Origin of the sequence: Micromonospora sp. WMMD998, from assembly GCF_029581235.1 — a bacterium.
In the GTDB taxonomy this organism is placed as follows: domain Bacteria; phylum Actinomycetota; class Actinomycetes; order Mycobacteriales; family Micromonosporaceae; genus Micromonospora.
In genome coordinates this window covers 1,469,531-1,483,630 of record NZ_CP120740.1, presented here as the reverse complement: position 1 = coordinate 1,483,630, position 14,100 = coordinate 1,469,531, and the positions used below count along the sequence as shown (strand labels likewise).

The 14,100-nt window shown below is 72.0% G+C and carries 11 protein-coding genes; 3 read left to right on the top strand and 8 right to left on the bottom strand.

Features of this window, described 5'->3' with window-relative positions:
• Window positions 1–13: 13 nt before the first annotated feature.
• On the top strand, window positions 14–2,068 hold the full coding sequence (locus O7619_RS07085) for a family 43 glycosylhydrolase (RefSeq protein WP_282286481.1): 2,055 nt from the start codon (window positions 14–16) through the stop codon (window positions 2,066–2,068).
• Between the two features lie 51 nt (window positions 2,069–2,119).
• Here O7619_RS07085 and O7619_RS07080 read toward each other — a convergent pair whose 3' ends face one another.
• Together O7619_RS07080 and O7619_RS07075 are read right to left on the bottom strand one after the other, a co-directional pair.
• Window positions 2,120–3,718 (bottom strand): alpha/beta hydrolase-fold protein, encoded by a 1,599-nt coding sequence (locus O7619_RS07080; RefSeq protein WP_282286480.1) that lies wholly within the window; start codon window positions 3,716–3,718, stop codon window positions 2,120–2,122.
• A gap of 250 nt (window positions 3,719–3,968) precedes the next feature.
• Window positions 3,969–4,115, bottom strand: coding sequence for a hypothetical protein (locus tag O7619_RS07075; protein ID WP_281585211.1), 147 nt, complete (start codon window positions 4,113–4,115; stop codon window positions 3,969–3,971).
• A 123-nt stretch (window positions 4,116–4,238) separates the two neighbouring features.
• Here O7619_RS07075 and O7619_RS07070 point away from each other — a divergent pair, with 123 nt between their 5' ends.
• On the top strand, window positions 4,239–5,012 hold the full coding sequence (locus O7619_RS07070) for a L,D-transpeptidase family protein (protein ID WP_282286479.1): 774 nt from the start codon (window positions 4,239–4,241) through the stop codon (window positions 5,010–5,012).
• Window positions 5,013–5,089: 77 nt separating this feature from the next.
• Here O7619_RS07070 and O7619_RS07065 read toward each other — a convergent pair whose 3' ends face one another.
• Window positions 5,090–6,487 (bottom strand): glycoside hydrolase family 6 protein, encoded by a 1,398-nt coding sequence (locus O7619_RS07065; protein ID WP_282286477.1) that lies wholly within the window; start codon window positions 6,485–6,487, stop codon window positions 5,090–5,092.
• A gap of 142 nt (window positions 6,488–6,629) precedes the next feature.
• Here O7619_RS07065 and O7619_RS07060 point away from each other — a divergent pair, with 142 nt between their 5' ends.
• Window positions 6,630–8,216: a DUF4139 domain-containing protein gene (locus O7619_RS07060; protein ID WP_282286476.1), complete on the top strand. Its 1,587-nt coding sequence runs from the start codon at window positions 6,630–6,632 to the stop codon at window positions 8,214–8,216.
• Between the two features lie 59 nt (window positions 8,217–8,275).
• Here O7619_RS07060 and O7619_RS07055 read toward each other — a convergent pair whose 3' ends face one another.
• From O7619_RS07055 to O7619_RS07035, 5 genes are all read right to left on the bottom strand, one after another.
• A complete protein-coding gene (locus O7619_RS07055) occupies window positions 8,276–8,545 on the bottom strand; it encodes a GlsB/YeaQ/YmgE family stress response membrane protein (protein ID WP_282286474.1) in 270 nt (89 codons plus the stop codon).
• Between the two features lie 145 nt (window positions 8,546–8,690).
• Window positions 8,691–9,641: an ion transporter gene (locus O7619_RS07050; protein WP_282286472.1), complete on the bottom strand. Its 951-nt coding sequence runs from the start codon at window positions 9,639–9,641 to the stop codon at window positions 8,691–8,693.
• Between the two features lie 37 nt (window positions 9,642–9,678).
• Window positions 9,679–10,791 (bottom strand): magnesium and cobalt transport protein CorA, encoded by a 1,113-nt coding sequence (locus O7619_RS07045; protein ID WP_282286470.1) that lies wholly within the window; start codon window positions 10,789–10,791, stop codon window positions 9,679–9,681.
• Window positions 10,792–10,848: 57 nt separating this feature from the next.
• Window positions 10,849–11,529 (bottom strand): response regulator, encoded by a 681-nt coding sequence (locus tag O7619_RS07040; protein WP_282286469.1) that lies wholly within the window; start codon window positions 11,527–11,529, stop codon window positions 10,849–10,851.
• Window positions 11,526–14,069 (bottom strand): DUF4118 domain-containing protein, encoded by a 2,544-nt coding sequence (locus tag O7619_RS07035; protein WP_282286468.1) that lies wholly within the window; start codon window positions 14,067–14,069, stop codon window positions 11,526–11,528. Before O7619_RS07035 ends, O7619_RS07040 begins: the two co-directional genes overlap by 4 nt.
• Window positions 14,070–14,100 lie beyond the last annotated feature (31 nt).

The window sequence follows — 14,100 nt, the reverse complement described above, 5'->3', positions numbered from 1 at the left end:
TCGGAGGAGAACTGTGCACCGCATCAGACGACTCTGGCTGGCCAGCCTGCTGGCCGCCCTCCTGACGACGACCGGAGCCGCGTTCGTCGCCTCGTCCGCCCAGGCCGCGAGCGGCTGCCGGGTGACCTACACGATCAGCAGTTCGTGGCCGGGGGGCTTCGGCGCCAACGTGGACGTCACCAACCTCGGTGATCCGGTCAACGGCTGGCGGCTGACCTGGACCTTCGGCGCCGGACAGACCATCCAGCAGTTGTGGAACGGCGACCACACCCAGTCCGGGGCCAACGTGACCGTCACCAACGCCCCCTACAACGGCGCGATCGGCACCAACGCCAGCGTGTCGTTCGGCTTCAACGGCGCCTGGACCGGCAGCAACCCGGTGCCGACGGACTTCGCCCTCAACGGCGTCACCTGCGGTGACACCGCGCCGACCACCTCGCCGACCACCTCGCCGTCGCCGACCACCTCGCCGACCACCTCGCCGTCGCCGACGACGTCGCCGACGGCCTCACCGACTCCCCCGCCGACGACCACGCCCCCGCCCACCGACGGGCCGTGGCCGCCGTCGTCGACCTACACCAACCCGATCGTGTGGCAGGACTTCGCCGACGGCGACATCATCCGGGTCGGCGACGTCTACTACTACACGGCCTCCACGATGCACTACTCGCCCGGAGCGCCGATCCTGCGCTCCTACGACCTGGTGCACTGGGAGTACGCCGGGCACGCGGTGCCGAATCTGGACTTCGACTCGAACAACTACAACCTGACCGGGGGCCGGGCCTACATCAAGGGCATCTGGGCCTCGGCGTTCAACTACCGCAAGAGCAACAGCACCTACTACTGGCTCGGTTGCGTCGAGTTCAACCGGACGTACGTCTACACCGCGTCCGCCGTGGACGGCACCTGGCAGAAGAAGGCCCGGATCAACAACTGCTACTACGACGCCGGGCTGCTGATCGACGACAACGACACGATGTACGTCGCGTACGGCAACACCACCCTCAGCGTGGCCCAGTTGTCGGCGGACGGCACCAGCCAGGTCCGCGCCCAGCAGGTGTTCAGCACCCCGTCGAGCGTCGGGACGCTCGAGGGCTCCCGGTTCTACAAGCGGGGCAACTACTACTACATCTGGGTGACCCGGCCGGCCAACGGCCAGTACGTGCTGCGCTCGACCAGCCCCTGGGGGCCGTACGAGATGCGGCAGGTGCTGCTCAACATGCCGACCCCGGTCTCCGGCGCCGGCATCCCGCACCAGGGCGGTCTGGTGCAGACCCAGAACGGCGCCTGGTACTACATGGCGTTCGTCGACGCGTACCCCGGCGGCCGGATCCCGGTGATGGCGCCGATCAACTGGAGCTCGGACGGCTGGCCCAGTGTCCAGACCGTGAACGGCGGTTGGGGCGCCAGCTACCCGTTCCCGAACGTGCCGCGGCCACCACGCCAGGTCAAGTCGATGATCGGTCCGGACACCTTCGCCGGCCCGACGCTCGACCCGCGCTGGGAGTGGAACCACAACCCGGACACCACGAAGTACTCGCTCAACAACGGGCTGCGGTTGCAGACCGCCACGGTCACGAACGACCTGTACGCCGCCCGCAACACGCTGACCCACCGGATCCAGGGACCGACGTCGACCGCGACGATCCAACTGGACTACTCGACCATGCGCGACGGTGACCGGTCCGGACTGGCGATGCTGAGACATCTGTCGGCCTGGGTCGGCGTCCGTCGCGACAACGGACAGACGCGGGTCTCGATGGTCGACGGGCTCTCCATGGACAGCAACTGGAACACCACGAGCACCGGCACCGAACGGGCGAGCGCGGCGGTGTCCGGCGGCCGGATCTGGCTACGCATCAATGCGGACATCAGACCCGGCTCCGGCCGGCAGGCGAGGTTCTCCTACAGCACCGACGGAGTCAACTTCACCTCGCTCGGGCCGGCGTACACGCTGAACAACAACTGGCAGTTCTTCATGGGCTACCGGTACGGCATCTTCAACTACGCCACCTCGTCGCTCGGCGGTTCGGTCACCGTCAACCGTTTCGACCTCACCACTCCGTGATCCGACGCGGTGGGCCGGCGACCGCGGTCACCGGCCCACCGCGCCCACCGGTCAGTGCCCCCGACCTGGTCGCGTCAGGGTGACCCGGGCCGAGGCGGTCTTGGTCGGGTCGACCACCGACGTCGCCACGACGGTGAGCGACCGCGCCCTCTCCGTGGCGGCCACCGAGAGCCGGCCGTCCGCGGAGACCGTCGTCCGGGCCGAGGTCGCTCCCCGGACCGACCAGGTCACCGCCGGACTCACTCCGGGGTTGGTGGCCACCGTGGCGGCGAACGTCCGGTTGCCGCCCTTCTTCAGATGGGTGGTCGCGGGCGTCACCGACACCGAGTCGACGCCCGACCACAGGTGGTCCCGGGCGAAGATGGTGAAGAGTTGGCTCGCGGTCATCCCGTCGTGCGCGCCGGGCACCTGGGTCGTCGCGGCGGAGTAGCCGCGGGCCCGGAAGTTGTCGGCGATGGCGTTCTGCGCGTTGAGGTTGCCCTCGAAGACGCCGTTGCCGAGGAACACGAACAGGTCGTCGTCCCCGACCGCCGCCGCGACGTTGTCGTAGTCCTGCGCGCTCAGGGCCGGGTTGCCGGAGAAGTGGCCGTAGAACGCGAACGTGGTCGGGTAGCCCCGGATGACGTGGGCGCCGGTCATGCCGCCGTAGGAGAAACCGGCGTAGGCGCGTCCCTCACGCTCGGTCGAGACGTTGTACTTCCTCTCGATCAGCGGAAGGATCGTCTGCACCAGGTTGTTCGCGGCGTTCGTCTGGTTGTAGGAGGCGAAGCCGAGGCTGTCGCCGGTGAAGTGGTTGCCCATGGTGACCACCACCGTGGGTTCGATCTCGCCCCTGGCCGTCATGTTGTCCAGGATGTTCGGGACGTTCGCCGGGACCATGAAGTCGGTCTCGTCGCCGAAGATGCCGTGGGCGAGGTAGGCGACCTTGTACGGCTGCCTGCGCTTGGCGTCGTAGCCGGCCGGCAGGTAGACGCCGAGGTAGTGACCGCTGTCGCCGAGGATCGTGGTGTAGGGGATGTACCGGACGGTGCCCCGCTTCGCGCGGTCCGCGATCGGCAGCTCGTACTCCGCCCGCTGCTTCAGCACCGGATCGTTCTGCTTCTTGGCGTACGGCACGTACACGGCGTCGAGGACGTCGTTGTTGCGGACCCGGAACGAGGCGTCGCCCGGGGGACGGGGCTTGGTGGAGGCCGGGTCCCAGATCCGCTTGTTCTCCCACCCCTGCGTCGGGTCCCAGACCCGGTACCAGTAGCTGATCCCGCCGGCGTGCAGCGGAAGCGAGACCGACCAGTTTCCCCTGGCGTCCCTGGTCATGTCCCGGAGGAATTCGGTGCCCCCGGCGTGGTAGCGCCCCGGCTGCCACTCCTCAGGCTGGTACCGCGTGGTGCCGGTGTCCAGGTCGAGCAGGGTCAGGTCGCCGGCCAGGCGTACCTGGGTGGCGTTGGGGTTGCGGTAGACGAACGTGACGGTGTATCCGGTCGGTGACTTGTGGTCCGGCTTGACGGTGGCGCCCGGCGCGACCGCGGGGCGGTGCCTGCCGGCGACGGCAGCCGGCGCGGAGACGGTGACGCCGGCGCCTGCGCCGAGTGCCATGAGCGCGAGTAGCGAGATCGCACGGCTGAGCCGGCGTCCTCCGATCGCCTCTCTCATCGGGATGTGCTCCTGTCGTTTCTGGTCCGCTCAGGACCCCGGCGGGTCGTGTTCGGACACCGACGGCCGGGTGGTGGTGGCTGACCCGGAAATACGGACAGGGCCCCCTCCTGGACCCCTGAAATGCCTAGCTAAATCGCTTTAGCATAGGCAGTCTCACCGGGCGTGCCGCCCGGTGTCAAGGGCCCAGGAGGGGCGAGAGGCAGGCCCGAGGTCCGGGATCCGCGCCACGGACCTCGACGCCCCGCGCCTAACCGGTGATCACCGGCCAGGCATAGGCGAGCAGGGCGCACGCCGCCCCGAGCAGGGCGAGCGACACGCCCCGGGTGCGGACGGGCAACGCGGCGAGCGCGAGCAGGATGACCGCGACAAGATAGAGAAACGCTTGCACCGACATGGTTGTCTCCTCGGCATCGGCGGACGGGCGGTGTGCCCTCTACCCCCGCCGGCCCAGCCGGAAAACCCATGTCCGGATCGCGCGGGACACCGGATCGGCGCACCGGGTGGGAGGATCTGCCACATGCGACGCAGATCCCTGATCGTCGGCGCGGCGGCCGGCCTCGCCGCGCCCGTCGTCGCCGCCGGGGCGACGCCGGCAGCGGCAGCCCCTCCCGACGCCACCACCGACCCGCCCCGCCCACGGCCGCGCACCTGGACGCCGAGCAACCGGGCCAGCGGCCTCACCACCCTGCCGGCCACCACGCGGCAGGTCGTCGTGGTGACCGCGGCCAGTTGGAACACCAGCTACGCCACGCTTGAGACGTTCGCGAAGACCGATGGCCGCTGGACCCCGGTCTCGGCGGCGCTGTCCGCGCGGATCGGCTCCCAGTTCTTCAGCGACCACCACGTCGAGGGCGTCCCGACCACACCCACGGGTGTCTACTCGTTCGGCCCGACGATGTACGGCATCGCCGCGGATCCGGGCGTGAAACACCCCTACCACCGGATCGTCACCAACGACTGGTGGAACGAGAACCCGGCTTCGTCGGCCTACAACACGTTCCAGCACACGGCCACCAGTCCCGGCGGCTACAGCGAGGCGCTGTGGAAGGAGAAGCCGGCCTACACGCACTTCGCGGTGATCACCTACAACATGACGCCGAACGTGTCGAAGCCGGTGCCGAACGCGGGCAGCGGGATCTTCCTGCACGAGTTCAGCGCGACGCCCTCCGGTCCCACCGCCGGCTGCGTCAGCCTGTCGCACGCCGACCTGGTCGGCGTGCTCCGGTGGCTGGACCCGGCGGCCCAGCCGCGCATCGTGATGTGCCCGCTGGACAGCCTCGGCCGCTACTGACCTGCCCCTCACCCAGGACGTGCCACGGCCCGGCGCGGAGCGTCATGCTCCACGCCGGGCCGCGACGTCGGGCAGGGTCAGCTCGCCGTGCAGCTGGCCGTCCCGCCAGGGCCGGTGCCGTTGCCCTGGAAGCCGAAGTTTGTCGTCTGCCCGGCGCCGACGTGTCCGTTGTAGCCCACGTTCGTGAACTTGACGGTCCCGCTGGTGCCGCTTGCCTGCGCGCTCCAGACGCCGGTGATCGCGGCGCCGCTGGGCAGCGTGATGGTCACGGTCCAGCCGTTGATGTCCGCGGAGCCGGCGGTGACGTTCACGCTCGTGGTGAAGCCACCGGGCCACTGGTTGACCGAGAACGAGGCGGAGCAGCCGTTACCGGTCGGCGGCGGCGTGGTGGTGGGGGGAGCCGTGGTCGGCGGCGCGGTCGTCGGCGGAGCCGTGGTCGGCGGCGCGGTCGTCGGCGGGGCCGTGGTCGGCGGCGCGGTGGTCGGCGGGTTGGGCGCGCCGTTGGCCAGGCTGTAGGCCAGGTCCGGCTGGAACGAACCGGCCGTGTAGCGGCAGCCGTCCGCCTCACCCGGCGGCTTCACCCAGAGGTAGGCGTCGATGTTGCCGTCGCCGGTGTTCGTCGTCGGGTACTGCCCGATGCGCCGGTCGGTGTTGTCGTCGGCGCACCAGTCGCCGCTGGCGCCCCCGTTGCGGCTGGTGTCGATGACCTGACGCTTGCCCGAGATGCCCATGCCGTTGAGGGCGGAGATGACCGCCCGGCCGAAGTTCGCCTCGCTCGAGGTGGGGTTGAAGTTCGACACGTTGGTGAAGAAGCCGTCGGCGTACTGCACGCCGGCGTTCCGGAGCCGGTTGGCCGTCTCGTTGGCGCTGTTCCAGGTGGAGTGGCCGCCGTCGAGGTACACCTTGGCGTTGGGGTTGCCCGCCTTGATGGTCCGGGTGGCCGTCGAGATCGCCTGGTTGCGCGCGTTCAGCTCGGCGCTGCTCAGGCACGTCAGCAGGGCGAGCGAGTCGGTCTCCAGGATGATGATGGCGGTCTGGTTGCCCAGGCCGCGGGCGAAGTTGGACACCCACGTCTGGTACTGGTTGAGGTCGGGCGCCCCACCGGCGCTGGCCCCGCCGCAGTCCCGGTTGGTGATCTCGTAGACCGACAGCACCGGGATCTGCTGCGCCGCGTTGGCGGCGCCGATGAACCCGGAGACCTCGGACTGGATGGTCGACGGGTTGAAGTTGGCGAACCAGCGGGCCTGCGGCTGGCTCGCGATCTTGTCCCGGATGACGGCGGCGCGCGAGTCGCCGGAGTTGGCGGCGGTCCAGCGGACGACCGCCGACGTCGGGTCGCGGTAGAGCGATCCGGAGAGCGTGCCGGCGGAGGCGCCGCCGACGGTGAGACCGATGGCGGCGGCGGTGGCGCCCGCGACGGCCGCCGCGCCGAGCGCCGCCGATCTGCGGCGGCGCAGCGGAGAGAGGATAGCCACGACGTGTTTCCTCCTGATCACATTGGTGTATCTAAGTTCATGGGAGCGTTCCCATGGACGGTAGCGGAGCCGGGCAGCGCTGCCAAGATGTGAAGCGCTTCGATAAAGTTCGATGCGAGCGCGGCTGCACTACCCTCGCGCCGTGGACACCACCGAGATCGACGCGCCGGTCGTCAGCGTGACCGTCTATCCGGACCGGGCGCGGGTCACCCGCCGCGGCACCCTCCGGCTTCCCGCCGGCGACCATCGGGTACGCCTCGCGCCGCTCCCGTCGGGCCTGCGGCACGACTCGATCCGGGTCGGCGGACGGGGCGCGGCCACCGTGCTGGGCGTGGACGTGACCGCCCGACGGCAGGCCCACAGCACCGACGCGCAGGTGGTCGGCCTGGAGCAGCGGCGTCGCGAACTCGCCGACGAGCTGGCCGAGGTCGAGGACGCGGACGGGGTCGAGGAGCAGCGCGACGCGTTCCTCACCCGATTGGCCGAGCGCGCCGGCGGCACGTACGCCCGGGCGCTCGCCGCCGGCGACGCGGCGCCGGCCGACGTGGCAGCCTTCACCGACTCGGTGGCCGCGCAGCTCAGCGACGTCCGGTCCCGCCGACGCGGGCTGGCCCGGCGGCGCACCGAGCTGGCCGAGGAGCTGGCCGCGGTCGATCGCGACCTCGACGCGGCGCGCGGCAAGCGGGAGCCGGACCGGCTGGCCGCCGACGTGACCGTCTCGGTGGCGGACGACGACGCCGACGTCGAGCTGGAACTGACCTACCTGGTGGACGGGGCCCGCTGGCAACCCTCCTACGACCTGCGGCTCGTCGACGACACCATGACCGTCACCTGGTTCGCGCTCGTCAGCCAGGGCACCGGCGAGGACTGGCCGGAGTGCGAACTCCGGCTCTCCACCGCGCGGCCGGCGGCGACGGCCGGCGTACCCGAATTGTCGCCCTGGTATCTCGACCGGCTCCGGCCGGCGCCCCCGCGGGCCGCGGCGGCGGACCTGCCGATCGGGATGTCGCCGCCCGCGGCGCCCGGCGCGGCGCCGACCGGCGTCGGATTCGCCAGGTCCGTGGCCCACCGGCCCCGGGTCCGGGAGAGCGTCGCCGAGGTGGAGCAGGGGGTCGGCGCGGCCACCTACCGACCGGCCCGGCCGGTGGCGGTGCCGGCCGACGGCAGCGCCCATCGGGCCACCATCGCGGTGCTGGAGCTGCCGGCCCGGCTGGACCACGTGACCGTGCCGATCCGCGCCGCCGAGGCCCACCTGCGGGCGACGGTACGCAACACGTCGGCGCACACGCTGCTGCCCGGCCCGGCGGCGGTGTTCCACGGCGCCGACTTCGTCGCCGCCACCCGGCTGCCGACGTGGGCGCCGGGCGAGGAGACCGAGTTGGCGCTCGGCGTGGACGACCGGCTGCGGGTGGAGCGGAAACTGCACCGGCGCACCGAGACGAAGGCCACGCTCTCCTCGACCCGGCGGCGGGAGGTGGAGCACCGGATCACCGTCGCCAACCACACGCCCCGGGCCGCGACGGTCGAGGTACGCGACCAACTGCCGGTGTCCCGCGACGAGGCGGTGGTGGTGCGGGAGACGACGCTGGCGCCGCCGCCGGCGGAGCGTACCGAACTGGGGGAACTGACCTGGCGGCTGTCGCTCGCGCCGGGCGACACCAGCGAGATCACTCTGGGCTTCCGGGTGGAGATGCCGAAGGGCGTCGAGCTCACCGGTTGGCGCGAGTAGACGTTAAGCGGGGCCCCTTCCTATGCGGAATGCGTTAAGAAGGGGCCCCGCCTTGCAGGTCAGTGGCGACGACGTCCGTACGCGCCGGCGGCGATGTAGACGCCGACCGCGGCGAAGATGATCTGTAGTGCCAGCTCGATCCAGTCGATGCCGGAGGTGTCGTCGACGCCGAACAGGCCGGCGACGAGGGTGCCCAGGAGCGCGGCGACCACACCGATGACAAGCGTGAGCCAGATCGGGATGTCCTGCTTGCCCGGCACCACCAGGCGACCGAGCGCGCCGATGATGAGACCGATGATGATCGCGATGAAGAAGCCGGTAACTTCCACGGGACCCGTCCTGTTCTTCCGAGAGTCTGACGTCCCGTTCGGTGCCCCGCACGACCTGCGGCCCAAACGCGAGAGTTGCTTCTTTCACGCAACTGTCATGGCCGATCCCGCCCGGCCCGGGGCGGATCGGCCCGGAACGGCCCGGTCAGCGGTCCACCGGCTGCCGTCGCCGGGGCCCGCCGAGGGTGTCCTCCCGGTCGATCCGCAGCTCCCGCTCCAGCTCGGCGACCACCGTACGCAGGTCGTCCAGGCGCTGGCTGATCGCGATCCGGTCCAGTTCGTCCGGCACCCCGTCGCCGTCGGAGTCGTAGTCCGACGCCAGCCCCTCGGTCATCTCCAGCCGGCGCGCCTCCTCCATCGAGTTGACGATGACGGCGATGAGGATGTTGAGCAGCAGGTTGACCGCGATCATCACGAAGCTGACGTAGTAGAGCAGCGTCCACGTCGACACCTCCAGGCCCTGTTCCAGCAGGTCGGGCAGCGTCTCCAGGGACAGCAGCACGAACAGCGTCACAAGTGAGCGACCGATGTCGCCGTACTGCTGCGGGTAGCGGTCGCCGAAGATGAGCCAGCCGACCATCCCGTAGACGTAGAGGGTGACCCCGGCGAGCGCGAGGAACGCCGCCACGCCGGGCAGGCTGCGCCACAGCGCCGTGACGATGGTGCGCAGGCCGGGCGAGAAGCGGACCAGCCGCAGCACCCGGGCCACCCGGACGAACCGCAGCACCGCCGGGTCGCCGTGCAGCCCCGGCACGAAGATCGCCACGGTCACCAGCAGGTCGAACACGTTCCAGCCGTGCCGGAAGAAGTCCTGCGGCCGGCGGCCGTACGCGAGCACCCGGATGGTGATCTCCACGACGAAGACCACCCGGAACATCAGCTCGGTCCAGCGCAGCGCCGTCGCGGTGGCCCCCGAGTGCGGGTACGTCTCGATGCCCAGCACCGCGCCGTTGGCCATGATCAGCACCACGATCGCGATCTCGAACGGCCGGGACGCGACGATCCGGGCACACCGGGTCGCCACCGTCCCGGACTCCGCGCCGCCCGGACGGCGCACCCCCCGCTGGGCCGGCACCTCACCTCGCCGGTCAACCATCCCGACACCCTATGGGGTCACCGCCGGGCGACCGCGCTCACAGCCAGCCGCGACGCTTGAACAGCAGATAGAGCGCGCCGCACACGGCGAGCATCAGGGCCACCGCGAACAGGTAGCCGTACCGCCAGCCCAGCTCCGGCATGTGGGTGAAGTTCATCCCGTAGACGGTGCCGATCAGGGTGGGCGCGAACAGGATCGCCGCCCAGGCGGACACGCGCTTGACCTCCTCGTTCTGCTCAAAACTGGCGGCGGTGAGACTGCGCATCTCCTCGTTCTGCGCCTGCGACACCAGGGTCGCGTTGACGGTGAGGATGCTCTGCAACAGGTGCCGGAAGCCGTCCACCCGCTCCACCACCTGGATGAGGTGGTCGGCCACGTCCCGCAGCCGGCGGCGCAGCTCCTCGTCCGTGCCGTAGCGCTCGAAGCCGTCGGTGAGCGCCTCGACCACCTTCAGCAGCGGCCTCGCCGCCCGCTGGAACTGGATCACCTCGCGGCTCAGTTGGTAGATGCGGCGGCTCGCGTTCGGGTCGCCGCCGAACACCTCGGTCTCCACCTCGTCGATGTCGTTCTCCAGCCCGGCCACCACCGGCGCGTAGCCGTCGACCACCCGGTCGAGCACCGCGTACAGGACCGCCTCGGGGCCGAGCCGGAGGACACCCGGCTCGGCCTCCAGCCGCCGCCGCACGGCGGCCAGGTCCGGCGCGCCGCCGTGCCGGACCGTGATCACGAACCCGGGTCCGAGGAACAGGTGCAGCTCGGCGAACTCGACCGCCTCCCGCGCGTCGAGATAGCGGGCGGCGCGCAGCACCACGAACAGGGTGTCGTCGTACCGCTCCAGCTTCGGCCGCTGGTGCGCGTTGATCGCGTCCTCGACGGCCAGCTCGGGCAGCCGGAACTCGGCGGCCAGCGAGACGATCTGCGCCCGGCTCGGCCCGCGCAGGCCGATCCAGGCCATCGCGCCGTCGAGGTGCTGGAGACAGCGGTACGTGTCGGCGAGGCCGCCCGGCGAGGCACGCCGTACGCCGTCGACGTAGACGCCGCTGTCGACCAGCCCGGCCGCGTGCTCCGGCTCCGCCGCGCCGGCGGCGTGCTCGTCCAGACGCCTGCCGAACCCCTCCGGCGGCGGTGCCGCGAACCGGTCGCCCGCCATACCCCTCCCCGCTGCTCGGCCGGCTCGCCGAGTCCCCCGCGGCGGCCGGCGCAAACGTCAGGGCCGGTAGCGGTAGCCCATGCCCGGCTCGGTGATCAGATGCCGGGGCCGGGCCGGGTCGTCCTCCAGCTTGCGCCGCAACTGGGCCAGGTACTGCCGCAGGTAGTTGGTCTCCTGGTCGTATCCCGGCCCCCACACGTCGTGCAGCAGTTGCCGCTGGCTGACCAGCTTGCCCGGGTTGCGCAGCAGCTTCTCCAGCACGGCCCACTGGGTCGGGGTCAGCCTGACCTCCGTACCGTCGTCCCGGGTGACGGTCCGGTCGGCCAGGTCGACGGTGTGGCGGCCGACCCGCAGCGCGGGGACGTCCGGCGTGGCCGGGCCCGACCGGCGGGTCACCGCGCGGATCCGGGCGAGCAGCTCGTCCACCCCGAACGGCTTGGTCACGTAGTCGTCGGCGCCCGCGTCCAGCGCGGCGACCTTGTCCTCGCTGCCGGCCCGCCCGGAGAGCACGATGATCGGCACGGCGGTCCAGCCGCGCAGCCCACGGATCACGTCGGTGCCGTCCAGGTCGGGCAGGCCGAGATCGAGCACCACCAGGTCCGGCGGGTGCCCGGCGGCGGCCCGCAGCGCGGCGGCGCCGCTGTCGGCCACGTCGACGTCGTAGCCGCGGACCCGCAGGTTGATCCGCAGGGCGCGCAGGATCTGCGGTTCGTCGTCGACGACCAGGATGCGGGTCACTGCGGCGGCCCTCCCGAATCGGTGGCGGCCGGCAGCCGCAGCACCATGGTGAGGCCGCCGCCGGGCGTGGTCTCCGGGGTGATGCTGCCACCCATCGCCTCGGCCAGCCCCCGCGACAGCGCCAGCCCGAGCCCCACCCCGGTCTGGTTGTCCCGGTCGCCGAGGCGCTGGAACGGCAGGAACACATGCTCCCACTGGTCCTCGGGAATGCCCGGCCCGGTGTCGATCACCCGCAGCTCCACCTGGCCGGCGTGCGCGCTGCCGACGACCGTCGGCGGCCGTCCGGGCGGGCTGTGCCGCAGCGCGTTGGCGACGATGTTGACGAGCACCCGTTCCAGCAGGCCGGGGTCGGCACGCGCCGCCGGCAGGTCCGCCGGGATGTCCGTGGTCACCTCGGCCGCCGCGTCGCCCAGCTCGTCCAGGGCCCGGGGTACGACGTCCTCCAACCCGACCGCGGTGGCGGTGACGCCGAGCGCGCCGGCCTGCAACCGGCTCATGTCGAGCAGGTTCGCCACCAACCGGCCCAGCCGGTCCAGCGACTCGTCGGCGGTGGCCAGCAACTCCTCCCGGTCCGCCGCGTCGAACTCGACGTCGGGGCTGCGCAGGCTGCTCACCGCGGCCTTGGCCGAGGCCAGCGGCGTACGCAGGTCGTGGCTGACGGCGGCCAGCAGCGCGGTGCGCATCCGGTCGGCGGCGGCGAGTGGGCGGGCGGTGGCCGCCTCCTCGGCCAGCCGCTCCTGCCGCAGCGCGACGGCGGCCTGGGCGGCGAACGCCTCCACCACCCGCCGGTCGGCCGCCTCCAGTCGCCGCCCGGCGAGCACCACGCTGAGCCGCTCGTCCACGGGCACCACGGTCTCCCCCGCGCTCGGGCTGCCGGGGGGCCGCTCGCCGACGCTCGCCACCACCCGCCAGGCGGCCTCGTCGGCGGATCGGGCCGGCCGCCCCTCGGCCCCGACGGTCAGCTCCAGCACGCTCACCGCGCGCAGCCCGAAGGTCTCCCGCAGCCGGTCCAGCAGCGCGGGCAGGGGTCGCTCCCCGCGCAGCACGCTTCCCGCGACGGTGGCCAGGGTCTGCGCGTCGGCGGACGCCCGGGCCGCCTCCCGGGTGCGCCGGGCCGCCACGTCGACCACCCCGCTCACCGCGACCGCGACGCCGACGAACACGGCAAGCGCGAGGAGGTTGTCCGCCTGGGCGATGGTGAGCGTGTGGAACGGCGGGGTGAAGAACCAGTTGAGCAGCAGCGAGCCGCCGAGCGCGGCGACGAGCGCCGGCCACAGTCCGCCGACGAGCGCCACCCCGACCACGCCGGCGAGGAAGAGCAGGATGTCGTTGGTCAGGGTGAGGTCGGGCAGCGTCCGCAGCAGCAGCGTGAGCAGCGGCATGCCGAGCACGGCCAGCGCGTACCCGAGCAGCCGGCGGCGGCGGGACAGCGCGGCCGGCGGCGCCCCGCCGCGGCCCCGCCCCGCCTCCGGGTGGGTGACCAGGTGCACGTCGATCGGGCCGGAGAGCGCGGTGGTGGTCACCCCGACGCCCCGGGCGAACACCTGGGCGAACCGACCGCGCCGGCTGGCGCCGAGCACGAGCTGGGTGGCGTTGACGCCGCGCGCGAAGTCGAGCAGCGCCACCGGGACGTCGGTGCCCAGCACCTGGTGGTACGTGCCGCCGAGGCTCTCCACGAGCACCCGCTGCCGGGCCAGCAGGGCCGGGTCCGCGCCGGCCAGCCCGTCGCTGCGGGCCACGTGCACGGCGAGCAGGTCGGCGCCCCTGCCGCGGGCGGCGATCCGGGCCGCCCGGCGGACCAGCGTCTCGCCCTCGGGGCCGCCGGTGAGCGCCACGACCACCCGCTCCCGCGTCTCCCAGGTGTCGGCGATGCCGTGCTGGGCCCGGTACGCGCCGAGCTGCTCGTCGACCTTGCCGGCCAGCCAGAGCAGCGCCAGCTCGCGCAGCGCGGTGAGGTTGCCGACCCGGAAGTAGTTGCCGAGCGCCGCGTCGATCCGGTCGGGCCGGTAGATGTTGCCGTGCGCCATCCGGCGGCGTAGCGCCTCCGGCGTCATGTCCACCAGCTCGACCTGCCCGGCCGCGCGGACCACCTGGTCCGGCACGGTCTCCCGCTGGGTGGTGCCGGTGATCTGCGCGACGACGTCGTTGAGCGATTCCAGGTGCTGCACGTTGACCGTGGACAGCACGCTGATCCCGGCGTCCAGCAGCTCCTGGACGTCCTGCCAGCGCTTGTCGTGCCGGGCGCCGGGGACGTTGGTGTGGGCCAGCTCGTCGACCACCGCCACCTCGGGCCGGCGGGCCAGCACCGCGTCGAGGTCCATCTCGGTGAACTCGACGCCCCGGTAGCTCACCGCCCGGCGCGGCACCACCTCCAGGTCACCGATCATGGCGGCGGTGTGCGGCCGACCGTGCGTCTCGACCAGGCCGACCACCACGTCGGCGCCGCGCTCGGCCCGACGCCGGGCCTCTTCGAGCATGGCGTACGTCTTGCCCACCCCGGGGGCCGCCCCGAGATAGATCCGCAGTTCACCCTTGCCCACCACCCCATCCTCCCCGAGGAAAGGAGGGGGC